We start from the raw sequence: 25,465 nt of genomic DNA on the forward strand, positions 1-25,465 counted from the left end.
ATACTTATTTGCTATAATTTTTAATATACAATGACCTGTTCACTGATTGCTTTAGTCTCCCCAATCAGGTTGATGATGTAAACACCTGCAGGTAAGTCAATAGATGTTTTGGCCTTAATAGCTGTTCGTGTAAGCACCACACGGCCCGTAAGGTCGGTAACCACTAATTTCTGATAGCTGTCATCCTTCGGATCAATATGAACCGTACCTCGGGCGGGGTTAGGGAAAATGCTCGCTTCCGTTCCTTCTGCTTCCCAAATGACCCTCGCATTGTCAGGGCCCGTGCCTGTTGGTGCATAGTTGACATTGTCTGTCAGGATGATCTTATCAATCGGTGTTCCATCTTCGCGCATATAGATGCTGAAGGTCTGAACGCCTGTTTGTGCCACATTGAAGGTCGTTCCGAGTCGGCTCCAAGTCCATTCTGTAAGCGCATCAGGCATGTTCCATTCATTGATAGCGGTTCCTGCAAAGGCTGGGGTAATCGAGTTGTCAGATCCATTAGGTGACTTTTGTCTTACCCAGAAATAGTGGGCTCCTGTTTTAACAAAATCAACATCGTAATGCAACACTGGTCCTTCGAGTGCTCCCGTGCTGATGCTATTGGCATTATCAGGAACAATCATGAAGTTGCCTCCTGAAGCCTGAGCATCCGCCTGCGACTCCCATTGCATAGAAGCAAACTGCCCCACACCAAAATCACTGCGGTGGAATCCTTCCGCCTCGAATACCGCCAGTCCATCAGATTGTTGGGTATAAACAGCTCCTCCTGTATCACCAACGGAAATATTGATCGATACATAGGGTGAGCTGTTGCCGGCAAAGTCAGTCGATGAAACAGTGATCTGATGATCCCCCGCAGGGAAATCATTGGCGGACCAACTGAACGGTGCCGTCTGATCATTGCCCAGGAAGTTCCAAACACCGTCTGTAACGCGGAAGAAAGATACCAACTGAATATCCCCTCCCACCTGGGTCTGGATAGTGATGTTTTCTCCTTCGGCAAAATTACTGCCTTCAGATGGGCTGGTGATGCTTACTGTTGGGGGGACTGAAGCCTCCTGATAAGTAATCCTCAGCTGTGGCGCACCATTGGTGGAGTTGTTGAAATCATAGGTCTTGGCTGACTTGGTGGATGCCGTGCTGGCTTCCAGGTGGAATACAATATGCTGATCCGAGGCCCAGCCTGCATCTACCGCAAGATTAATCAACGATACCAAATCAGGTGAGGTATATTGCTGATCCTGTGCCCAGTCGCCAAGCGACCAGCTGACCGTTTCGGTAGAAAGTGTTCGGTTGCTGATGTCCTGACCACCTGTCGTAAAGGTCGCAGGATCGGCGGACTGTTGCACACTGATCGCCACCTCATTACTGCCCGAATAGTTGCCTTTGGATTCAAGGATAAGTTCGGCTTTGGTAATGACAGATCCTTCGGGAATGCTGACTTTAAAGCGAACAGCCGAAACCTCACCAGCCCGAAGGTCAAGGTCGTTACTGGTCAGATTCATCACGCCTGCTTTCTCCTCTGCATCATCCGAAGAGCTATTCACCACAAAAATGGCCGTGTTTTCTGTAGGAGGCGTTGGTGTTGATCCCGACGGATCGTAGTCTGGATTGGAAGTCAATAACACTTTATCTACTTTCGTTCCATCTTCCCGCATAAAGACACTGAAGGTTTGCTGGCCGGTGGTCGGTACCTGAATCGTTGAATCAGCCTTCACCCAAACCCAGTCCGGATTATCACCAAGACTCCAGTCGCCACGATTTTCATCCTCAAAAGCCAGTACAACGGAGTTATCCGCCCCATTATCAGGCTTGACGCGCAACCAGACATAGTGCGTTCCTGTTTTTCTGAAGTCAATGATATAATCCAAGCGTGGGCCATTGAGCGTTCCTGCAGAATTGCTGTTGCCATTGTCCTGCACCATCATGAACACACCATCACTTGCCAGTGGATCATTGTACTCATACCAGAATTTTTTCTCGAAACCACTGCTTCCGGCTGCCCGGAAAGAGTAGTCTTCCGCTTCCGCTTCCATCAACCCGTCGGCATCATTGCTCTGTTGGTGGATTTTGCCGTCGCCCAGTGGTACATCCAAGGTTCGGACGGTAAAGACAGGACTTTTCGCCGAAACATTTCCTTCCTTATCCCTTGCCAAAACCTGCATTTCATAATTGGTCTCAGGGTCTAATTTTTCAATAAAGAATTCCTCCTCAACAGTTTTTTTCAACAATTTCCCATCCTTATATACCTCATAATTCTTTATCCCTGAGGCATCCGAGGAAGCCGACCAGGAAAGCATGAAATCAAAAGGGCTAATGGCTGATGCACTCAGATTGGCGGGAATCGAAGGAGGGCTGACATCATCTCCCGGGCCGGCAACGACGGTGAGCCTTTTTTCTCCTGCCGAGGATGGTTTCGACCACTGTCCTTCCTCATCAATCGCCACGGCAGTCAATAATACTTCGGTACCGTTGGCCACTGGCGGGTCCCAGGTGAGTTTGAAATTGTTGGCTTTATCGAAACTTTCGCCAATAAAGTGCCAATCGTAAAAATAACGGACACTGCGCGTATTCGAGGAAGCATTTACCGACAGCTCTACCTCCGACATATTCACCTGATCATCATTGCTGAAGTTCAGCGAAACGGTTGGAGCCGAAGCAATGCGGTAGGTGCCTGCTGCCGAAGCATCCATGGCTTTCTGGAAACCAGTCGCATAGATCATATAGTTATTTTGCTGGTGCACCGTGAACTCCCCTCCCTGAATACTGAACATATTACGGAAGGTCTGCTCCCCTCCCGGCCAGCTGCCCGGATTGTTGATTAAGTTAGGATAGGTGGCTTTACGCGACCAATATTCCGAGGCAATTGACTGAGTAAACCAATAGCTTGTGGCCGAGAAATAACTCGTGTAACCGATATTCGGTCGACTTGGATAAACCATGCTGTTTTGGTCGTTTCCGATCCATCCATTGGGGTTGAAAATCCACTGATCAGAAAATTCACCCAAGCCAGAGATATAGGTTTGGTTCAATTGGTTACCACCCAAAACATAGTTCATGGAATTATGAACCACGTCGAGGTATTTCTTGTCACCCGTATGCAGATAAGCAAAAGGAACCATGGTCAGGCGAGGCGTGTTTAGTCCACCCAACTGCATGAACTGAGAATATTCGATTCCTGTGCGGAAAGCGTTGTCCTGATTATGCTTCACCTTGTAAGTGTCGGCTTTTTGGATCACCTCCGAACGGCAGTTTGCCTTCATGCTTGCGTCGAGATTCGGGTGTCCATCGGGAATCATCGAAACGATGATCTGACAAACATCAATGATATTCTGGTTGGACCACTCTCCACCATTCGACCAAGGCTCCCAGTCGAAATAGGTTTTCAGGTCGGTTTGATATTTAGCCGTTCCTGTCAGGCGATAAAGGGCTGCTGCCGCAAAACCTTTGACTCTATATTCCTGATTGCTGTTATTGCTTAGGTCAGTATCCTGTGGGTGCGCCTCTGCCCAAGTATAAGCATCAATCGCCTCTTGTCTCCAACTGTTGTAGTCGGGATGATTGCCGCTATTGGTCAGTTGGTGAAATTTATTCAAACAGGTCGCATAATAGGCGGCAAGTCCCGCATAATGATAAGTTTGCCAGGCAGATTCTCCCGACAAATACCAGTCACGCGTATCTTGCCAAGCGGTGAAGTTGTTCCCAGGCACACCATCACGCCCCACATAGCCAGGTACACCACCAGTACCACCGTACTGATTCTTAAGGACATTTTTCGCACGCTTATAATAATCAATCAACCAAACAGCTTCATCCAGCAAATCTGGCAAACCATTATTTCCTTCGTCGATCCATGGCGAGCTGTCCGACAGGCGGTATTTATTGCCGATTTCCCCATCATAAAATTTATCCGGTGCGGCATCATAAAGCATCAAAAGGGCAATAGGCACTTTGGCATGGTGGATATAGCCATCCCAGTCACCAGCATCATGATAATACCCATAAATTCCATTGACCTGTACGGCTGTTCCGGTGTTGAAACCATCATTGGAGTGATTGTCCCCAGGCAAATGGTCTTTGTCCCATAGCCAGGTGATGTCATCATAATGATGATCCCTTGGCATCACACTGCCATCGGTCATTTCTTTGGCTACCCCTTGTCGTGACCAGAAGAGTCCTTTCATCGCATAATAAAATGGTGCTTTTGTGGCATTACCCCCTATTTCGAAAGGATAAGAACAGCCCAGACCTTCCACCGCCAATACATACTCACCCGTGCTACTGAAATTACTAAAATCACATTCATACACATCGGCATTACTATAATTGTAGCTTGGTGCAAAATCCGCGCTACCCGATTCTACCACATTCTTTCTCATGCGCAAACTCACGGTTCCGGTATATGCCACCGATCCGGTCTGATAATTCACTATATAAAAATTTCGACCCGCATACTGGTCCAGATTAAGACCACCGTTGCTATGGGTGGAGGTGTTAAAGTCTCCCATCCATTGCGACAAGTAACCATACTTTGGTGATTCAGGAGCGAAACCCACCATATTGACATGCACGGTTTCAGAGCGTACTTTCTTAGCATCAAATGTGAATTCAACGGTGGACTGACCATCCACGATCTTATCAATTTCAATATTATAGGTCTTGCCTTCTTGCATTGCATAGGGTAACTCGATATAAACCCAATGCCCAAAGATGTAGGGCACAGAGGACCATTCATCATTATAATGAATTCCTTTGGATTTCCGGCCAATATTAACCGGCTGTTGGGTGGAAGAAAAATTACTATCATCAGGACTACTGATGCGGTAATTGGCAAGGGTCATTAATTGTTGAAGGTCAGAAGGATCATAATAGGTCTTATGATTGGACACCCCTTGATAGGCGCCATAGGTATCAATAAACCCATCTTCAATATATACCAAAAGCACCCGATCACTAGCAGGAGAAACACTAATGAGTTCAGAGGCCTGGCCTATTGTAGGGGATAAAATGGCAAACATCAGTAAGCCAAGATATGGTCGCTCCAAACGCTTTACCCATCGGAAAAGCCATAAATAAAAATCAATCATAGTTGTTAAACTTTGTTAAGCGCACGTTTTATTAACCGCTTCCTATGACAGCAAATCCGAATTATTGGCAGCGGACTTGGAAAATCACTTCTGCAAGACTCAAACTACCGCCACAAAATTTGGCTTTTAAACCTGCGCTAATTAGAAAAAATTAAGATCCGGGCCCGGATTACTCACACAAGCTAAGCTTCACTTCAGGAGAATTAGAGGAAAATTAAACCAAAATACTTCACGGATATTTATATGAAAAAAGTGGATAAATATTCAAATCCCCTTAAAATACCTGAAAAAAGGATTTTTTAATTAGGGTCTGCTTAAAAAGGTCTCTTTATTTTTCTTGAAATTTGGTTTACCAATTCCAGCTTCGATGATTGATGTAACTAATGCCCATAAATCATATTTATAAATATTAAAAAACAGGTCAAAAAAGATTCCTTTCATGAATCTTTCAAGGTTAGCAATAAAGAAGATGGCACCAATCCATGAATTTGTGGTGTCTGATCTTCGTGCCTTAATATTATTCAATCCATACCCCCTTTTAGTTTGTCCAAATTTTCCTTCTACATGACTCCTCAATTTTTGATGGATAACCTTATTCTCTTCCCGCTCTTTAATTTTTTCAGGATCTTTAGGAGGAGCTCCAAGAGGTGAGCCGACGAAAGTTATATCATTTTGATCATAAACTTCTCTAGCATTTCGATTTCCATAAATTTTGTCTCCAACAATTCCATTTAGCTTAGTGTGAGGGTGCCGTAGTTTATGTGCTTCAATATGCTTTTTGATAATCTCCTCTTCCCCTTCATAGTATGCTTCAAAATCATGATGGTCAATATAAGAATAGCCTTGGTCAATAGATATTGATATTTTAGCTCCAAATTCAACATTCGCTCCAGACTTCCCTCTTATGATGGGGCGAATATGTGGTTGATATAAGTTTACAATACGGAAACCAACCGTATTTTTCTTCTCTTCAATCATTTCCATTTGTTGGCGATACACTTCTTGAATAACATACAATAGCTTCAAAAAACGCTTATTCAAAGGAATACCTACCTTAATTTGGTCTAATAGACGATGAATATGCCCTATATTTCGATGAAGATACTGTAGTTGTTTTCGATTTGCAGCCCTCCAAAAATCGGCGCCTTTCTTCTTTTTTCTTGTCAACGCTAGAAATTCTTTTTGGGCTTTTTGTCGATAGCTTCTAGGTTTCTTAGCATCTGTTTTAACAAATTCCCATAATATATCGATGATTTTTTCTGATTCAATGCGAGCCTTATTGATCAAAGCCAGGTCGGTCGGATAAGGAATTTCTTGCACCGCTACAGTAGCATCAACTGAAATCGAGTTTTCAATTTCAGGCTTCTTATATTTTGTATCACTTTCTACATTTTTTTCATCACGAAGTTCGCTTTGCTCATCAATACTAACGTCATGACTCTGGAGTAAGTGACTTAAATCATTAAAGTCTTTTATGGTCAAACGCTTTCTAATTGTCGGAAATAATGAAGAATCGAATACCTGATCATGTTGAAATTTATGCAATCCAACAAAGTATTGTAGATATGGACTTTCTTTGATTTGTTCAATTGTTTCTCTATCAGACAACTTATATTTGTGTTTGATAATCAAGGCTCCAATCACTAAACGCGCTGGTTTAGGTCTAGCTCCTTTGTCGAAGGACATGTTCCGTTCATAGATCCTTTTTAATTGACTCCAAGGAATTTCTTTGGCCATAATAATCCATCTATTATTGGGATTAAGGCCACCCAAATACGGGTCCATAAAATCAGAAATCTCAAGTTGATCAGGGGAATGCTTAATCATAGTGCAAGCTAAAAAAGTAGGAAAGGAGCCCTGGGGCTATTTAAAGGACAATTTACAAAATTTCCCCTTGCACTAAAAGAGATTTAATGTGATTTAATAAGTTGATCTTCAGTCGTTTTTAGATAATTCGAACTATTTCAGCAGACCCTAATTATTTGAATATTAATTTTCTAAAAAATATGGAGATCAATAAATTTTCACTTCCTCAAGATACCCCACAAACATTATAACCCCCTACTAACCATATACAAACTTATTTACCTCGTAAAAAAGTAAAAAAAATACATGTATACGGTAAATTATAATTTTTCATTTAATCAACTCAATCAACCTGTTTGCATTGGTCTCTTCAGCTTAATATGGCATAACCTATAAGCCCAAAATAATGGACACTCCCCTACACAAGGTAAAATATCCACTCAACAATTTCTTTTCGCGAGGATATTGGAGTGATTTCAAAACATTTTTTAAACATGAAGAAAAAAATATTAAGTCGTTTTTTAGTAGTGGCAAGCTTACTGACTATGGTTATTGGTGCCTGCACCACTGCACAGGCACAAATAAATATCGGAGCGGAGACGAACATTTCCGCACTCCAATATACGGAAATGAGGCCTGGTCAAATGAAAGGAAATGAAGGGTGGCCTCCGCCGATGAATGACCGGGAATGGGTAGAGAAAACGGAAAACGGGATTTCCTTCCTAGAGATTCCCTCCAACAACGAAATTGCTGATTTATCAAAAGCGCTATCGCCCTCCGTTACCTATGATTTGGTGTTTGAAGAGCCCGGAACTTATTATTATCATATGCTATTTAATTGCTCGGAGGGAAATGGCTCGGATGACAGTTGTTTCCCGATTTGGGATTGGGATGGGGAAAGCACACCGACCCATAACTGGAATCTTGGACAGAGTAAAACCGAATGGACCTGGAAAATGAGATCCGCTTCGATTACCACTACCGAAGCCAATGAGGCTCACCGATTGACCATTTTCGCCCGAGAGGATGGATTGCAAATCAGTTTGTTCGCTTTCAGGAATAAAAACTGGGGCTTCAGTGAGGATTTTATTCCTACCAAAGCACCGCAGAATTTGACAAGTGCTGAAACAGAGAATGGATTTGAGCTGTCTTGGGATTTGGCCGAGATCATGGATCAGATTGATCAACCTGAGGATATCACCTACCATGTGGTGGTTAATGGTGAGGAGGTACATGCCGCAACGGAAATCACTTCCTATGAATTTACCGATGTCAGTGAAGGTCAAAATTACGAGGCCCATGTTTTCACTACCGATTTGAAAGATAACCCGTCTGAAAATTCAGCGACTGTCATCGCGTTGGATGGAGAGGCGCCAACTTCACCTACTAATTTAATGGTGACAGCATCAACAGAAAGTACCTTAACAGTAACTTGGGAGGCAGCAACAGATAATGTAGCGGTTACAGGTTATGGTGTAATGATTGGAGAAGAGGAGGCTATTGAGTTAGATGAAAATACACTGACTTATACTTTTGAGAACCTTGAGGAGTACACCCAATTCACCGTGAAAGTTTATGCCATGGATGCGGCTGGGAATACCTCAACCGAAAGTGAAGGGCAGGGCATGACCTTGGACGTTACCGCCCCTGAATTTACGCCTAACCTAACAAGCAGTGAGATCGGGGAAACTGGTTTAAAGGTAAGCTGGGACGAAGCAACTGATGCAGGATCTGGTGTTGCAGGATATGAAATTCAATTGGACGACGAGGAACCTATGGATTTTGGAGCTAAAGTTACGGATTACACTTTCACAGAACTCAATCCATACACGACTTATTCGGTTCGCATTTTGGCCAAAGATGAAGCAGGTAACAAAACCGACTTTTCTGAAGCTTTGGAGGTGATGACCATCGATGAAACCAATCCTTCACCAGTAACTGATTTGGCTGTTGCTGATGTGAGCGGTACGCAGTTTTCGGTTTCATGGACGGCTGCAACGGATAATGACCAGGTGGCACATTATGAATATAAGTTGATGCAGGGCGATGAAATGATGGTTGAAGCAACGACTACCGAATTGCTTTTGGTATTGGATAATCTTCAGGGCATGACGACTTATGATTTCAGTGTGTGGGCAGTGGATAGAGCAGGAAATACTTCCGAAGTTTCCACGATCCAAGCGACCACTTTGGATGATGAGGCTCCATCGGTACCGACAGCAATTGTCGTTTCGGAGATTACAGAAACTGGTTTCAAACTGGACTGGGCCGCCTCAATTGATAATGTTGCAGTAACCGTTTATCGTGTCAAAATCAATGAGGAGGAACCAATTGAAGTAGCTACCTACATGGCCATGGTGGATGGCCGTATGCCTTTGACTGAATATTTCGTGAGTGTTGCGGCGGGTGATGCCTCAGGGAATTGGTCAGCTTACAGTGATCAGATTTCCGTTAGCACGTTTGACCTTACCCCTCCTTCTAGCCCGACGGCTTTGGTGGTGAGTGAAGTTACTCCATTCTCTGCTCAATTAGATTGGGAAGCTTCGACAGACAATGTGGCTGTGGCCCACTACCAGGTATATGTGAATGATGAAAAGGCAGGTGAAACGGAAGAATTGACCTTCGCTTTGGATGGACTTCATCAGGAAACCTCATATAGCGTTTCGGTAAAAGCACTGGATGCTTCAGGAAATGCTTCTGAGGCGGCAACAGCTACTTTTGAGACCACTCGCCCATTGTCCAATGAGGTAGGCCAAGACAAAATTAAAGTGTTCCCTAATCCTGCTTTTGGTGAGATGAACATTCAATTGAAAACGACTGAACCATCGAAATTCGTGATTCGCAATATGGCGGGACAAAAAGTATCGGAAGGCATCATCAAAAATGGCGCTCTGAAGATCCATTTACCAACTGGAATGTATGTATTGAATATTAACACCCATGGTCAAATGAACTCACAGGTGATTATCTTCCAATAATCCACTCGCATTTCAACTTCAACTACAAATAATAAAGACCTGCCTTTTTGGGCAGGTCTTTTTTGATTAGGGGAGATTCCTTATGATGAGGACATTTGGTCGTAGCGAGGATGCCAAAACCAAAACAAATAAAAAATCATGGTCAACTTTATTCCACTCCTTTTTATTCATGCATCAGGGCGGCAATAACTCCCCTTAATTCTGACAGTCCCTTCAATCGGCCGATCGTCGAATAACCCGGGCAAAGCATTTGTTTTGGTAGATCATCCAACAGCTGATGCCCATGGTCAGGGCGATAGTACACTGACGCTTCACCTCCCACAGCCAACAAGTTTTTGATCAAAGCCACCATGTCCGTGCTTCCGTCGAGATGCCCGCCTTCATGGAAACTACCTCCGCCTTCGTGCTGAACATTTCGAAGATGTACAAATGGGAAACGATGACCGTAATCACGGACAATTTGGTTCAGATCATTATTTGGGTTTGCTCCGAGTGAGCCCGAACAAAAAGTAATACCGTTATATGGACTATCCACAGCGTTAAGGATAAAACACAAATCCTCACTATTCGAAACAATCCTTGGCAAGCCAAACAATGAAAACGGAGGATCATCGGGGTGAATACACATCTTCACACCTTCTTGTTCCGCCACAGGAATCACTGCCTTGAGGAAATTGGCCAAATGTGTTTTCAGTTTTTCTGCCGAGATGTCTTCATATTTTTTCAGCTCCGCCAAAAAAGCCTCGGGGGTAAATACTTCGGTGGTGCCTGGTAAACCCGCAAGGATGCTATCCCGCAGTGCTTCCCGTTCCTGATTCGACAAGCCATCAAGGTATTGTCGGGCGTTGGTTAATTGCTCAAGTGTATATGATTCTCGGGCGCCATTTCTTTCGAGTATAAAGACATCAAAGGCAATAAAAGCCCTCATGTCAAAACGCAGGCTTTCCCCACCCCCATTGATTTTAAATTTCAGATCGGTACGCGTCCAGTCGAGCACCGGCATAAAATTATAGCACAACACATGAATGCCACAAGCCGACAGGTTACGGATCGTCTGCTGATAATTTTCAATATAGTGATCCGCATCCGGACCATTGAGCTTGATCTGCTCATGGATATTCACACTCTCGACAATGTCCCATGAAAGCCCAACCGATGCAATTTCCGCTTGTCTATTCTTTATTTCAGCCACCGACCATACTTCCCCGACAGGAATATGATGTAAAGCACTGACAATGGACCTGACACCCAATTGCTTTAAGTCTTGAAGCGAAACAGGATCAGCATCTCCGAACCACCGCCAACTCGGTATAAGTTTCATATTAATGATATTTAATGTATAGTAAAAAAAGCTATTCTCAGCCAGCCTTTTGCCTTCAATGATAATCAAAGGAACAGGCGGAAACAGGGAAAATTCTTTTAATAAAAGGTAAGAATCATCAATTCCACCCGTCCAATTAAGAAGATCGTTAATCCACCACCAAGCTATTGATCTGCCCTAATTTTAGCTTATCAAAAGAAGATAAGAAATGAAGATATAGCGTAATATGACACAACAAGATTATCTATTCGACCTTGAAGGAAAGGTGGCCATCATCACAGGTGGTGCAGGGGTCCTGGGCAGCACGATTGCTTCCTACCTATTGAGCCAAAAGGTGAGTGTTTTTTTATTGGACCTGAACGAAGAGTTATTGCAAAATGCGGTAGCGGCTATGAAGGAAAAAGGAGATATACATGGACTGGTTTGTAATGTACTGCAAAAGGAATCCTTACAAAACTGTAAGGCGACCATTTTGGAAACCCATCATAAGATTGATCTCTTGATCAATGCGGCAGGTGGGAATATGAAAGGGGCGAATATTGCTCCCGAGCAGAGTATTTTCGACATGAATATGGATGACTTTAAGAAAGTCAATGACCTGAATTTTCACGGAACGGTTCTGCCCTCTATGGTTTTTGGGGAGCAGATCGCTAAAAGCGGCAAAGGAAGTATCATCAACTTTTCGTCCATGGCCACCATCCAGTCGATCACCCGAGTGGTCGGCTATTCTTCGGCAAAGGCGTCAGTGGACAATTTCACCCAGTGGATGTCCATGGAAATGGCGATCAAGTTTGGAGATGGTATCCGCGTAAATGCCATCGCTCCGGGATTCTTTGTGACACATCAGAACCGGGCGGTATTGCTGAATGAAGACGGCTCACTGACCGAAAGATCCAAACTGGTAATGCAGAAAACACCCATGCGACGTTTTGGTAAACCCGAGGAACTTAATGGAGTGATTCACTTTCTATCGTCCGACGCCTCCTCTTTTGTTACTGGAACCATCATCCCAATTGACGGCGGCTTCTCCGCTTTTTCTGGGGTATAAATTTGTTTAGTGAATCTAAATGGCTGTAATACAGAGATTCTAAATCTTTAAGTGGACAAATCATCCCCAAAGAGGATAAATCATCCAATCAATTAGTGATCGTGATAAAAATCCACCTATTGCAGTAAATATTGATCTAATAGCCTTTGTAAGCAACCTAATTTGCAACCATCGATTTTTTAAATACTCGATCCAAAAATTTGTCAAGTATGAAAAGTAAGCCATTTTTTAAAAAATATATATACTTAAGTTTATGCGCCTTGCTGGGATTTTCGCACCAGTCCATAGCCCAAAAAACGCCCGTTGTTGAACGTCACTCGGCCAGTAACAGAGTAAGAAGCGGCATGATGCTCGGAGGTATCGGAGCTGGCGGTGTGGAAATCAGAAAGGATGGTCAATTCTACAACTGGTCCATTCTTAACAATTATCCAAATGGGAGCGCCCCGATTCTTCATTTTCCGACACGACCAAATTCACCTGAAGAAAATTCCTATCTGTTCTTTATGGTGAGATATCAGGTCGAGGGACAGCAGCCACAGATTAAACTTCTTCAGCTTAATAATGATATTGCATATGGCGGCCTGTTGAATGAGGCACCGATTTATTATTTTCCGTGGATGAGCTCGGTGGATCAAATTGAATACAGCGCGCGTTTTCCTTTTGCAGACCTGACTTTCTCGGATGAGGACATGCCTTTTGAAGTGAAGCTGGAGAGCTATGCTCCTTTCATCCCTCATGATGTGAAAAACTCCTCATTACCCGCGATAGACTTCAATTTTGAGTTAAAATCCAAGATTGACAAACCCCTAAGTGTCAGTATCATTGCCACCCAAAGAAACCTGGTCGCTTATGATACCCCGAACAAGTATTTCACTGTGGATATTGTCAAGAAAGATGGCGTAAAATACTTCAAGCAAAGTGTGGGAAATGTCTCTGAAGAGCATGACTCTTTCGGTCAAATGGGACTTGGTGCCATTGGTGGAGACGAAGTGAGTTACTATCTGGGATGGTCGCACCGTCATCCTTTCTTAGAAAGATTATTGACTCAAAATGACTTGGGTAATATCGATGACAGTAAAAATCGAAATAAACTCAATAAGGCAGGTGAAAAGATCGCCTGGACGGGCGGAGGAGATAACAATCAGGTATTTAAAAGCAGTATTGCCGTTTCCAAAACGCTTAAAGCCAAGGAGCAAATGGGTGCTCATTTCTTTATGAACTGGTACTTCCCTAATGCCATAGGCTGGGTTTCATCCAAAAAAGAAAGAGGAAACGATGGCCTTATTAAAGATCCTAAGGGGTATCAGTTGCCCATCAAAAAGACATCACGCGTAGGGCATTATTATGAAAACAGTTTCGAAAACTACGATCAGGTAGTCGATTATTTTGTTGCCAATAATAAAAGCCTGAAAGAACGATCAAAAGCTTTTGTGGATGATATGTACCGTTCGGATGTGGAGCAATACATTTTGGATCAGATTAATTCTCAGTTGAATACTTTCGTAACCTCAAGTCAGTTGGATAAAGAAGGACGCTTCGCCATTCGTGAAGGACTGACCAACAACCAATCCTGGGGGCCTTTCGCAACGAGTGATGTTTCTTTATATGGTTCAGCTTCCATTATTGCGCTGTTCCCTGAGTTGCAAAAAAACATGATGCGATGCCATGCGCATGCACAGACTCCTGATGGAGAAATCAACCATGGTTTGGGGGCTGATTTGGGATTAAATCAAAATGGTACTTTCGGAGTATATGAGCGGGTGGATCTTGCACCTAACTTCATTCAGTTGGTGTTGCGTGATTACTTGTTCACCAACGATAAAGCTTATATCAAGGAGATGTGGCCGTCGGTCAAAAAAGCGATTGATTATGTGTTGAGGGAGAAAGATTTGGATGGCGACCAAATGCCCGATATGGAAGGCATCATGTGTAGTTATGACAACTTTCCAATGTATGGTCTCGCCTCTTATATTACTACTCAGTGGATCTCAGCGATGTCGATGGCCGCGATTGTAGCGGAGGACATGGGCGAAAGCAAAAATGCGAAGAAATACAAAAAGATTGCGGACAAAGGCATCAAGCTGATGGACAAATATCTTTGGAACGGAAATTATTACCGTTTGGCCAATGACTATCATGGTGATAAAGGCAAGGATGAAGGTTGTTTGACGGATCAGCTATTCGGGCAATGGGTGGCCTACGAAGCAGGTGTAGGGCGTTTATTTGAGAAGGAAAAAGTACATTCCGCTATGCGCAGTATTTTATCTTATTCCTATATCGAAAATGATTACCTCAGAAACTGTACATGGCCGGAGCACCCGAAATTCTTCCCAATGGCAGAAACCAATCTGTGGGTTGATCAAGCCAATACCCCTTGGACGGGTGTTGAGCTGGCTTTTGCCTCTTTCCTGATTCGGGAAGGAATGGTAGAAGAAGGAAAGCAGATCGTCAAGTCGATTGATGATCGCTACCGCAAAGCAGGATTATACTGGGATCATCAGGAATTCGGTGGGCATTATTACCGTCCGATGTCTGCCTGGTCGGTCTTAAATGCTTTGGCAGGATATAATTTGGTGAAAGACCATTACACCTTTGCTCCAAAAAATCACGAGGAAAGCTACAATTTATTTTTCAGTGCCAATACGGGTACGGGCGCATTGATCAAAGATCATCAGGCGGTGAATGTTGAAGCTTACAGCGGAACATTGCAGCTTGCTTCGCTGACTTTGCCAACCACCTTGTGGCAGAAAAAGAACAACCTGATCACCACCAAAGAAGGCGCCGTGAAGGTGAAAAAATGGATCGAAAAGGACGGGATGACTACCGCTATTTTTGATCAGGTGATTGAATTGGAGAAAGGGGAAAATCTGATGATCAACCCAAATGCTGTAACCCTAAATTGATCAAGCCCATGAATAAATTAACCTTGCTGTTGGCTGTTTTATTGACCATGGTAGCAGTTGTTGTTACCATGGCCAATGATCTTCAGCTTTATCATTATCCCAAGAATACCCCTGAGCATAAAGGCTATCAGGTCAAGGTGGATCATCAGGACTGTTTTGTCTATCAGACGCCTGTTTCTGGTATAGTTTCTTTTGCTACCACGCAGGGAGAATTGGTAACTGTGGTGCCTGATTTTGACTTCAAAGAAGTAAAAATTCGGCCTTCCAATCTGAATATCAAAACCAAACGAAGCGGTAACAGCATTTCGTTCATCATGCCTGTTGATAAAAAGATAAGTTTGGAATTTGATGACCGTATTTATGACCCGCTATTCATTTTTTCTCAAAGGCCTGTTAAAAATCAGGAGGCTGATATTATCTACAAAGCGGGTGTTCATTACAAAATTGGGATGAAACGTGTGAAGTCCAATCAAAAAATTTGGATTCAGGGTGGAGCAGTTCTCGAAGGAAGTTTCATCATGGAAGGGGTCGAAAATGTTCACCTTTTCGGTCACGGGGTGGTAGACAACCGAAACCTCGACCGACAGCAGGGCTATTATGGTTTTGGATGGTTTGGAGCCAAAAATTCAACCTTTGAAAACATTACCCTTATCGGGAATCCGCGTTGGAGTACCTCCTATTTTGGCTGTAAAAATATCACGGCCAACGATGTGCGCATCATCGGCTGGAGACGATCCGACGACGGAATCGATATCGTGGGGTCAGAAGATATTACTATCAAAGATGCTTTTGTACGTACCAAAGATGATTGTATTGCCATCAAATCTTCCACTTTTTGGTACAAGAAGCCCGCACCCGAAAATATTGATTTTACCATTCCTACCGACATTGGCTGTAAGCTCACCAAAAATATTTTGATCGACGGTGGCGTATTCTGGAATGCGGACTGGGGCAATGCCATTGAAATCGGCTTTGAGACCCGCGCTGACGTGATGGAAGATATTACCATTCAGGATGCCAACATCATCCGCGTGGAAGGAAATGGAGGCGTTTTCAGTATTCACAACGGCGACCGTGCGGTGGTGAAGAATGTGCTATATAAAAATATTCATATCGAAGAAGCCTACGGCTATCTTTGCCATTTTCAGGTGCTTCACTCCCACTACTCCAAGGATACAACCCGTGGTTCAGGGAAAAATATATTGCTTGAGAATATTCAGGTGAATCAGGATATTCCGTTGAACTCGCTCATCACTGGATTAAACAAAAACCATATTTATGATGGGGTGCATTTCGATAATCTGCAGATCAATGGCAAAAAAGTGATGAATTTAAAAGATGGTGGGATTTATACAGAATTCACAGAGAATGTTACATTTCAATAACAAAATAGGAATAACAGTAATCCTACTATTGCTGTGTTGGGCATGCAAAATAAAGCCGAATTTATCTTTATATAGTGATCATCCGGAAATCCTTTCAGATTACTACCAGGTGAAATGTGACGGCCGCCAACAGCCTGTATTTTATGGCCGTCCTGCTGGCTTGTTACTCGGAGAGTGGTCAGGGAAAGGGAAGAGCTATACCCTTAATTTTGGAACCCCCATTCACTCTTTTGAAACCATTCCTGCGAATGTGATTACCAATCCCCGTATTGATGGAGAAGATGTACATTTTAAAGTAGAACAAGCTGCTAATTTTTTTATTCGCATTAACAATAATTATGTCTACCCGCTAATGGTGTCGGTAGCAGCTCCGGTCCAATTACCAATGGCAGAAAATGTCCTTACTTTTGAGGCTGGTATTCACGATGCCGGAGTGATCAAACTAAAAGACAACCAAACCCTGTTCCTTAAAAAAGGCGCATACGTACATGGTACGGTTATAATCGAGGGGGTGGAAAATGTGAAGATTTGTGGTGCAGGTATGCTGGTGGGTAAAAACTACAAAGAAGGAAGCCAGCCCGCCGGTATCTATTTGAATCATAGCCAGAAAGTTACCATATCCGGGGTAAGTCTGATTGATTCACCCGCCGCAGCTATTGTAATCGATAGTGCCGAAAAAATAGAAATTGATAATGTAAAAATCATCGGGAACAGGGAACAACGAATGGGAGATGATGCGATCAATATCTTTAATTCACAGCAAATAACCATCAATAATATCATGTCAAATACCCGGAATAACTCGGTAGCCTTAATGAATAAAAGTGGTCAGGTTAATCATAATATTACCGTAAAAAACGCTACCTTTTGGAAAGGGGATTACGGGAATGTATTGGAGATTGGCTATTTGGCGGAGAATATGTTCCTGAAAAATTGTACTTTCGAAAATATAAATATAGCGCATCTGGATGCAGGAGCAGCCATTAATATTTCCTCAAACGCCAATATCATCGAAGATCTTTATTATACAAATATAAAGATTTTTGACAGCCGATTTATGATCTACAATGTGAACCTGGATCAACAGACCACCATCAAAAATGTACAATTCAAAAATCAACAATTTTTAGGGACTGTACCGGCCTATTCTAATTTTAAATTCCATAACCAGGAAAATGCCAATGCTTTTTCGTTTGAGGGATTAAGGTACAAAGGAAAATTAATAAAAAACATCCGAGAGTTTAACAGTAAAACCACTGATTATAGCATTCTATCGCATGCTATGGTGCCCTAAGAGGAAATTACTATATAACAATAAGCGTAAAATTAATGACTATTCTAATTTCTTGAATAGTCATTTTTGTTTGCCTTTTTTATGTTTTATAGAAACTAATAATTGTTATTCCCTCTAATATTTTGTAAATTATTAACGCTAGCATTATTATTAACTTTTCCAACTTTCCCTCATTTTTTTATGATAAAGAGATACTTCGTTATTTTTTTCGCCTTATTCCATTCGCATTGTTTATCGGCCAATGCGGATCAATTTACGACCATTAGTCGTAAGGAGGGACTTTCGCATTCGGTCATTAACTGTATCGTTCAGGATCAGACCGGCTTTATGTGGTTCGGAACGCAGGATGGGCTTATCCGCTATGACGGCTACCAGATGAAAGTATTCCGACCGGATACCAAAGATCCGCAATCTATTTATGATTCCTGGCTTACTTCCACCTATGTAGATTCTAAAAACCGTATTTGGGTAAGGTTTGAAAGTGGAGGCATCAGTGTTTACAACCCAATACAGGAAAATTTTCATACTATTATTCATGACCCGCAGGATCCAAAAAGTATTTCAAACGATATGAGCCCCAACCTGGACATTACGGGTTTTAAAAATAGTATTGTCGAGGATGGGGAGGGATATATTTGGGTGGCCACCATTAATGGGCTTAACAGAATCCATCCGGAAACTTTTGAATGCGAACGTTTTTTTGAGGGTAATGCGCAAGAGGGTGGGCTTAATTCAAACTATATCACCACTTTATATTTCGACCCGTCCACCCACCTCCTCTGGGTGGGCACTGATAATGGCATAGCCGCTTTAAACACCGAGACCCTTGCATGTCATCAATATCAAGCAGGCTTATTATCTGACCGTTATGTGCGGGTGATCCAGAAAGATGAGTTCAACACCTTTTGGTTTGGCACCCGTTCCAATGGTGTTTTAAGATGTCAGTTTAACAGTGCAGGGCAGCTCGTGAGCAATATCAACCTTTTAAACCGGCAGGATTTGCCTGAAAACATCAGAGCGCAAAACGTTTACGACATTTGTATTAACAAAACAGGAGAAGTTTGGCTGGCCATGACCCAGGGACTCTATCGGCTGAGCCAGACCGGTCAAATTATCGATTCCTATTTAATCCAACAAAAAAGCCCTTCCATTTCCTGCCTCACGGCGGATCTTAATGGGAATATTTGGGCTGGCGGTGCTTCCACCAATAATGGGTTGATTAAATTTGATTATAAAACCGAACAATTCCAGGAATTTCTACAGAAGGACATCAAAATCAACGGTTATTCCAATAATATCATTTATGACTTATTGGTAGATCGCACCGGGGTGTTGTGGGTCGGTACCGGTAAAGGTGGCCTGATAAAATACAACACAAAGGCCAAACCCTTTTTATCCTTTAATGGAGCTAGCTTCAATGCCTCTCGCAAATCTGATGAGGAAGTATATTCCCTCTTAAATTATCAGGGCAGTACCTTTGTGGGGACAAAAACTTCACTTTTCGAGTTTAATCAACAGGATGAACTCCTTCGAAAATTCCCGAAACAAAATAACAACGACCCCAAAACCATCTCCTCCAATGTGGTGGGTTGCATTAGCCCGAGCAAGGATGGTCAATTTTTATGGATCGGTTATTTCGAAGGCAAAGTTTCTAAATATGATTTGACCCATCATAAATTTACACATTATGCGCAGCATGACCCTTCCAATCCTCATCTTTTCCCCGGTTGGTCATTGCGGGCCATACTGGTGGCTAAAGATGGCACCGCTTATTTTGGAGCCATGAGTGGAGGTCTGCATTACCAATCTCCGGGCAGCGACACTTTCGAACCTTTCCACCAAAAGATTATCGGGGAATATGAAGAAATGGGGGCAATTTTATGCCTGATGGAGGACAAAAATGGTAAAATTTGGATTGGCACCACCAGTAAAGGATTGTTCATCTTTGACCCTCAATCGGGACAGCTGGACCACCTGGGTAAAGGCCCCTCAAAACTAAGCCATAATGAGGTACGCACCATCCTGGAGGCGGGGGATGGCACCATTTGGATTGGTACGCGCTATGGATTAAATGCCTACAAAGCCGATTTGGGTCAAATTCATCAATATTTCACTAAAGATGGCCTTCCATCAAATATTATTCATGGACTTTTAGAAGACGAAAAGGGCAATATCTGGATGAGTACCAACAATGGAATCAGTCGGTTAAATCCCGAATTGGCGCATTTTACCAACTTTACAGAGGAGGACGGGCTGCCCTCTAATGAATACAACGAATGTGCATTTTTCAAAGATCAGCATGGGATGCTTTATTTCGGTGGCCCCAATGGATTCACCAAATTTGATCCGTCGAAAATTCAAATCGATAATTCCCAACCTAATGTTTATTTATCCAATTTACAGATCACTCAATCTAAAGGATCCAGTTCAAAAAATTCCGCTTCTTTCCCATTAGACGATCAAAACATCAATGAAATTCAACAAATTACCTTACCTTATTTTTACAATTCTTTTGATGTTTCATTTTCTACGCTTGATTTCCGGGTCCCCAAAAAGATCAAATACCGCTACCGTTTAGTGGGGTACGACAGCCAGTGGCATTATACTCCTATTAATGAAAATTCCATTAATTACGCTATGGTCATGCCCGGGGATTATCAATTGGAAATTCAGGCGACAAATGCGGATGGAAAGTGGTCTTCACAAGTCAGGAAAATCCAAATTACCCTCCAGCCTCCCTGGTGGCAAACCTTATTTTTTAAAGTATTCTTCTCCTTTTTGATAGGCTTATTAGGTCTTGCGGCTCTATTCTGGTATATCAAGGACCTTAAAAAAAGAAAGGCGGAATTGAGCCGGACGGTGGAAGAAAAAACAAGAGAACTCCTTAAGGTCAATCAGAATCTAGAAAGTCAAAAGACCATGATTTTGGAGCAAAATAAAGAATTACAACAACAACAAAGCTTATTAAAAAAACACCAGCATAATATTGAAACTTTGGGCCAAATGGGCCAGAAAATCACCTCTAATGTGGAATTATCTTCTGTTTTCAATCATATATTTGAATCCGTTAAACAATTGATGATCATCGATGAACTGATGATTGGCCAAACCCATGATGATCACCTGAACCTTTGGGGTATCCGGTCTACCAGCATGGAAATTTCCAGAGATCAACTCCACCTTGATAAGCTGGACCGTCTTTCTGCACATGTGGTAAAAACCGGAAAAGTCATCCTGAGTAACCATTTGGCCCAAACTGCGGAGCAATTATTGAAAAGCCCACATGAAAAATATGCCGCAACCGATGGGCCTAAGTCAGGAATCTATATTCCTTTATATGAAACGAATTCCAATCAGGTGAAGGGAGTATTGGTCGCCATAAGCTATCGTCGAAATGCCTATGATGAAACGCACCAGGCACTTTTAAACTCCCTGGCCTCCTATATTTCTATTGCAATGGATAATGCCAGCGCCTATGAAAAAATCCGATTGCAAACAGAGCAGCTCCTAAAAGTGGATCAAATCAAAAGTGACTTTTATACCAATGTCTCACATGAATTCAGAACTCCCCTAACCCTCATTCAGGGGCCTATCAGTGAGCTCAAAAAGCTCAAAAGCAAAAGTGGTGAGGAAAGGGAATTGTTAAACATCGTATCTAAAAACGCGCAGTTACTTCTCCACCTGGTGGAACAAATCATGGAGCTATCCAGAATTGATGGAGGAGCGATCCGCTTAAAAACGGAAACACATGCGCTGCTGCCGCATTACAAAAGCATCTTGTCCTCCTTCGAGCATTTGGCTATTCAGAAGTCAATCACCTTCATCGGTAGCGAACAAATCGGAAATGCCATGGCCGATTATGATTATGACCTGATCAATAAAGTCTCGTATAATCTGCTCAATAATGCCATCAAATACACTCCTGAAGGAGGAACAGTCCGCTTTGAAATGGCAATCAGGGAAAATAACCTAAAGATTTTGATTTCGGACAATGGCCCGGGTATCTCCAAAGAGGAACTGCCGCATATTTTTGATCGTTTTTATCGCCTAAATGTCCACGAGAATATGGCTGTAGGTACGGGTATCGGGCTTTCTTTGGTGAAACAATTGGTAGATTTAGCTCAGGGAGAAATCAGTGTAAAGAGTACCAGCCGGGCCGAAAACCCTCAAATGCAGGGGACAACCTTCGACATCAATATCCCGCTTGAAAATATCATAGTCCTACAAGAAGGGCAACCACGGGTAGCAGCCCATGAATCCACGGAGGTGGCGAAATCCATCGCCAAAACCGAGAAGTTAGACAAATTACTCAAGACAAAAATTCTCGTGGTGGAGGACAATCAGGACCTTCGGTCTTTTATCATTAACCGTTTAAAGCCTCATTATCAAGTATTGAGCGCAGAAAATGGCCGGCAGGCACTCGACATCGCCCTTGACGAACAACCCCATATCGTATTATCGGATATTATGATGCCGGTAATGGATGGCATAAAAATGTGTCAGGAACTTAAAGCAAACATAAGTACCAGTCATATACCGGTGATCCTCATTACAGCCAAAGATGCGGAAGCCGATCGCCTGCAGGGTTTGCAGGCCGGAGCTTCTGATTACATCACCAAGCCTTTCAAATTTGAAGAATTACATTGGAAGGTTGAAAATATTTTACGGCAACGCCTGGCACTTATCGATCAATTCAGATCGGACATCTGGACCGGAATACAAGACGTAGGCGACACAATAAGCCCTCAGGATCAGGACTTTTTAGAACAAATAAAAAATATTATTGAAGAGGAAATTGAAAACCCGAATTTAGATATAGAATTTTTCTGTTCTAACTTAGGCGTAAGCCGTACATGGCTTTACAATAAAATGAAATCATTACTCGACATGTCGATGAATGAATTCATCCGTAGCTGTAGACTGAAACATGGCGCAAAATTATTGATCACTGAAAAAATATCAGTTTCGCAAGTCGCCTATGCGGTGGGTTTTAACGATCCTAAATATTTCACCCGTTGCTTCAAAAAAGAATTTGGCATCGGACCGAAAGCCTATGTTAATCAACAAGCGGTGAAGGCGTAAAGGCATTTAAACACCATATTTAGAAACTATGCAATAATAAAATTTCAGTTGAAAATATTAATTTTAATATAGATTAAATAATCATATAAATGCAGACGACACTAAAATTTTAAGCGCTATTTTTAAAGCCAAAATTCGCAACAAAAATTAACCCGGATTATTCATACTTTAACTCTCCTATAGCTACCAGGCGGGAAAAATGACGGAATAGTTTCCTATTTCGAGTTTTTTCCAAGGAAGCAGATGAATGAGGAGAAAACAAGCTTGCATAAATATGGGATATAAAAAAAATCAGTTGGCGTGATATTAATGAATTGATATTAAATTATTTAAGGTGAGTTACTAAAGCTAGCGGTGAATAATATGGATTAATTATTGTAGAAGCGAAACCCGTTTTTTTTTGAGAGAATAGCCTCGCTATTGTGGAGAAATTATCAGAAATCGCTTCCAATAATTCGAATTAGCAGCCGGATAGTGTGTTTTTAAGCACCCTCCAGGCTTATCAAAATTTAAATTGGGTTCATGGTCTCCGGCTGCCTATAATAATAGTAAGGAATGAATTATCCGCATAATGACTTTAGATGCAGCTTCTTTGAATAAAAATGCACCCTAAAAGCTGATTAAGCATTTACTTTCAAAGTATTATTTAATTTTTTGAAAAATGAATAGAAAGGACTTTTTAAAACTAACCGGTGCTTTTTCAGCCGCTATAGGTGTTGCACCTGTCATGGCCATGGCCAAAAATCCTGGACCAAAACCTTTTGACTCCGTTAAAACACCACCGCTGGCCAACAATCTATTCCCTAATCTGGATTTACCACGCTTTATGTTCAGTAAGTCCGGGGCCTTTTTGTGTGTAAACTTTAAGGATGGAAAAGCCTCCAACCGACTGATGATTAAATCGCTCCGATATGAAGCGATCCCCTATGCGTGGAACAAACATTGGGCCGGTGATTATTATGAAATAGCCGTTTATAAAGATAATAAGGAGCTGAAATATGAAATTGATTACGAACCATGGGCAATGCATCTCAAAACGACTCAGGGTACCGTTACCCTTTCGTATATCGATGAACTGACCCTGTTTTTGGGCAGTAATGACGCCCTGGAAATCCGTCTGATCCCACTTCAGCCCTATCTATGGATTAACCCACTTGAAGAAGGAAAACGTTTGGAACTCAGCCCCAACCCGGGCCGGATGTTCCATTCTTTCAAAACCAATGAGGACACCACCTTCAAGATGGTGCAAAAACACCCTGAGCGTAATGATGATGTGAAGGTGGCATATTTTGCTTTCACGGCCAAAAGTAAATCGGTAGGTTTTGGCTTCAGGGAAAATAAATACCAAACGAAATGGAAGGAGCCCGTGGCTTCATTGGAGCAGGTGATCAAAGCCAACAAGGCCGACATCATGGCTTGGATGGATAAGATGCCCAAGGTGCGTGAAGACCTCAAGCCTGCCGCCAAAACGGCCTGGTATTTACTTTATGCGTTTCAGGTTCAGGCCACAGGAAAATATACCCACCAAACGATTCTTTGCTCCAAAAACAGCTGGCTGACCCGCACTTACGGTTGGGATAACTGTTTCCACGGTTTGGCAGTCGCTTCAGCGGATCTTGATTTGGCTTATGGTCAGATGAAGGTCTTTTTTGACAATCAATTGCCCAATGGGAGTATACCTGACAGTGTGAGTGATTTGAATGTCAATAATTATTGTATCAAGCCACCTGTCTATGGCTGGGCGATCAATCTGTTATTAGATAAATTTGGCTGGCAGGCCAACGAGCCTCATCTGCGTGAGCTGTATGAACCATTGGTTAAATTGACCAATTTCTGGTTTGAATTCAGGGATGATAATGGCAATGGAAGATGTCAGTACCAGCATGGAAATGATTCAGGTTGGGACAATAGTACTGCTTTTATTGATGCAACACCATTAGAAGCCGCCGACCTTTCCGCCTATTTGGTGCAGCAGCTGGAAGTGTTGGAAACCATTGCCAATAAGTTGGGTAAGAAGCAGGATGCTGCGAAATGGAAGAAAAAGAAAGAGGAACAGTTGGAGATTCTGCTAACAGATTTCGTCAAAGATGGGCATTTCGTAAATTATCATGCCAAAACTGGTGAAGTAAAAGAAACACAGGCATTGCTGAATTATATTCCTTTGATTCTCGGAGATAAAATCCCGAAGAAGTTAAGGAAATCACTAATTAAGGACCTTCAACCGAATGGTGAATACCTGACGGATTACGGCTTGGCTTCCGAATCTATCAAGAGCCCCTATTACGAAGTGGATGGTTACTGGAGAGGCCCGATTTGGGCGCCACCAAATTATCAGATCTTCACAGGACTTTTGGCCGCCAAAGAAGACAAGCTGGCCAAGGAAATTGCCGAGCGTTATTGTCGTTGTTACAAAGACAACCCCGTTTTCAACGAAAATAACAATGCCCTGACCGGTGAAGGCTTACAAGCACCAGGCGTCAGTTGGACTGCCGCCGCCTTTATTTTGATGGCAAGTTATTTAGGGGAAGTTTCATCCTGATTATAAAAATTAAATATAA

At 42.5% G+C, this 25,465-nt stretch carries 10 protein-coding genes; 7 read left to right on the forward strand and 3 right to left on the reverse strand.

What is annotated here, in order from left to right:
* Positions 1-20: 20 nt before the first annotated feature.
* Together AAA970_RS24030 and AAA970_RS24035 are read right to left on the reverse strand one after the other, a co-directional pair.
* Positions 21-5,090, reverse strand: coding sequence for an Ig-like domain-containing protein (locus tag AAA970_RS24030; protein WP_338239438.1), 5,070 nt, complete (start codon positions 5,088-5,090; stop codon positions 21-23).
* Between the two features lie 303 nt (positions 5,091-5,393).
* Positions 5,394-6,917, reverse strand: a complete 1,524-nt coding sequence (locus AAA970_RS24035) for an IS5 family transposase (protein ID WP_338236803.1) — start codon at positions 6,915-6,917, stop codon at positions 5,394-5,396.
* A 473-nt stretch (positions 6,918-7,390) separates the two neighbouring features.
* On the opposite strand from AAA970_RS24035, the gene AAA970_RS24040 reads away from it, so the two are divergent.
* Complete coding sequence (locus AAA970_RS24040; RefSeq protein WP_338239439.1) at positions 7,391-9,874, forward strand: fibronectin type III domain-containing protein; 2,484 nt, start codon at positions 7,391-7,393, stop codon at positions 9,872-9,874.
* A gap of 163 nt (positions 9,875-10,037) precedes the next feature.
* On the opposite strand, the gene uxuA is transcribed toward AAA970_RS24040, so the two are convergent.
* The gene (gene uxuA, locus AAA970_RS24045) at positions 10,038-11,195 is read right to left on the reverse strand and encodes a mannonate dehydratase (RefSeq protein WP_338239440.1); all 1,158 of its coding nucleotides are present in this window, start codon (positions 11,193-11,195) and stop codon (positions 10,038-10,040) included.
* Positions 11,196-11,421: 226 nt separating this feature from the next.
* Here uxuA and AAA970_RS24050 point away from each other — a divergent pair, with 226 nt between their 5' ends.
* The 6 genes from AAA970_RS24050 to AAA970_RS24075 all read left to right on the forward strand — a co-directional run bounded on the left by AAA970_RS24050 (position 11,422) and on the right by AAA970_RS24075 (position 25,446).
* The gene (locus tag AAA970_RS24050) at positions 11,422-12,243 is read left to right on the forward strand and encodes an SDR family oxidoreductase (RefSeq protein ID WP_338239441.1); all 822 of its coding nucleotides are present in this window, start codon (positions 11,422-11,424) and stop codon (positions 12,241-12,243) included.
* A gap of 209 nt (positions 12,244-12,452) precedes the next feature.
* On the forward strand, positions 12,453-15,146 hold the full coding sequence (locus AAA970_RS24055) for a GH116 family glycosyl hydrolase (protein WP_338239442.1): 2,694 nt from the start codon (positions 12,453-12,455) through the stop codon (positions 15,144-15,146).
* 8 nt (positions 15,147-15,154) lie between these two features.
* Positions 15,155-16,531, forward strand: coding sequence for a glycosyl hydrolase family 28 protein (locus AAA970_RS24060; protein WP_338239443.1), 1,377 nt, complete (start codon positions 15,155-15,157; stop codon positions 16,529-16,531).
* Entirely contained in the window at positions 16,515-17,825 is a 1,311-nt protein-coding gene (locus AAA970_RS24065; RefSeq protein ID WP_338239444.1) for a glycosyl hydrolase family 28 protein, read from the forward strand. The genes AAA970_RS24060 and AAA970_RS24065 overlap by 17 nt, the downstream gene beginning before the upstream one ends.
* A gap of 180 nt (positions 17,826-18,005) precedes the next feature.
* Entirely contained in the window at positions 18,006-22,907 is a 4,902-nt protein-coding gene (locus AAA970_RS24070; protein WP_338239445.1) for a hybrid sensor histidine kinase/response regulator, read from the forward strand.
* 661 nt (positions 22,908-23,568) lie between these two features.
* Positions 23,569-25,446 (forward strand): amylo-alpha-1,6-glucosidase, encoded by a 1,878-nt coding sequence (locus AAA970_RS24075; RefSeq protein ID WP_338239446.1) that lies wholly within the window; start codon positions 23,569-23,571, stop codon positions 25,444-25,446.
* Positions 25,447-25,465: the final 19 nt, after the last annotated feature.

The organism is Persicobacter diffluens (genome assembly GCF_036244895.1).
GTDB lineage: Bacteria > Bacteroidota > Bacteroidia > Cytophagales > Cyclobacteriaceae > Persicobacter > Persicobacter diffluens.

What these genes read in the sequence shown, in the direction of transcription:
- AAA970_RS24030 (WP_338239438.1), bottom strand. Translation starts at nt 5,090, where the DNA reads ATGATTGATTTTTATTTATGGCTTTTCCGATGGGTAAAGCGTTTGGAG.
- AAA970_RS24035 (WP_338236803.1), bottom strand. Translation starts at nt 6,917, where the DNA reads ATGATTAAGCATTCCCCTGATCAACTTGAGATTTCTGATTTTATGGAC.
- AAA970_RS24040 (WP_338239439.1), top strand. Translation starts at nt 7,391, where the DNA reads ATGAAGAAAAAAATATTAAGTCGTTTTTTAGTAGTGGCAAGCTTACTG.
- uxuA (WP_338239440.1), bottom strand. Translation starts at nt 11,195, where the DNA reads ATGAAACTTATACCGAGTTGGCGGTGGTTCGGAGATGCTGATCCTGTT.
- AAA970_RS24050 (WP_338239441.1), top strand. Translation starts at nt 11,422, where the DNA reads ATGACACAACAAGATTATCTATTCGACCTTGAAGGAAAGGTGGCCATC.
- AAA970_RS24055 (WP_338239442.1), top strand. Translation starts at nt 12,453, where the DNA reads ATGAAAAGTAAGCCATTTTTTAAAAAATATATATACTTAAGTTTATGC.
- AAA970_RS24060 (WP_338239443.1), top strand. Translation starts at nt 15,155, where the DNA reads ATGAATAAATTAACCTTGCTGTTGGCTGTTTTATTGACCATGGTAGCA.
- AAA970_RS24065 (WP_338239444.1), top strand. Translation starts at nt 16,515, where the DNA reads ATGTTACATTTCAATAACAAAATAGGAATAACAGTAATCCTACTATTG.
- AAA970_RS24070 (WP_338239445.1), top strand. Translation starts at nt 18,006, where the DNA reads ATGATAAAGAGATACTTCGTTATTTTTTTCGCCTTATTCCATTCGCAT.
- AAA970_RS24075 (WP_338239446.1), top strand. Translation starts at nt 23,569, where the DNA reads ATGAATAGAAAGGACTTTTTAAAACTAACCGGTGCTTTTTCAGCCGCT.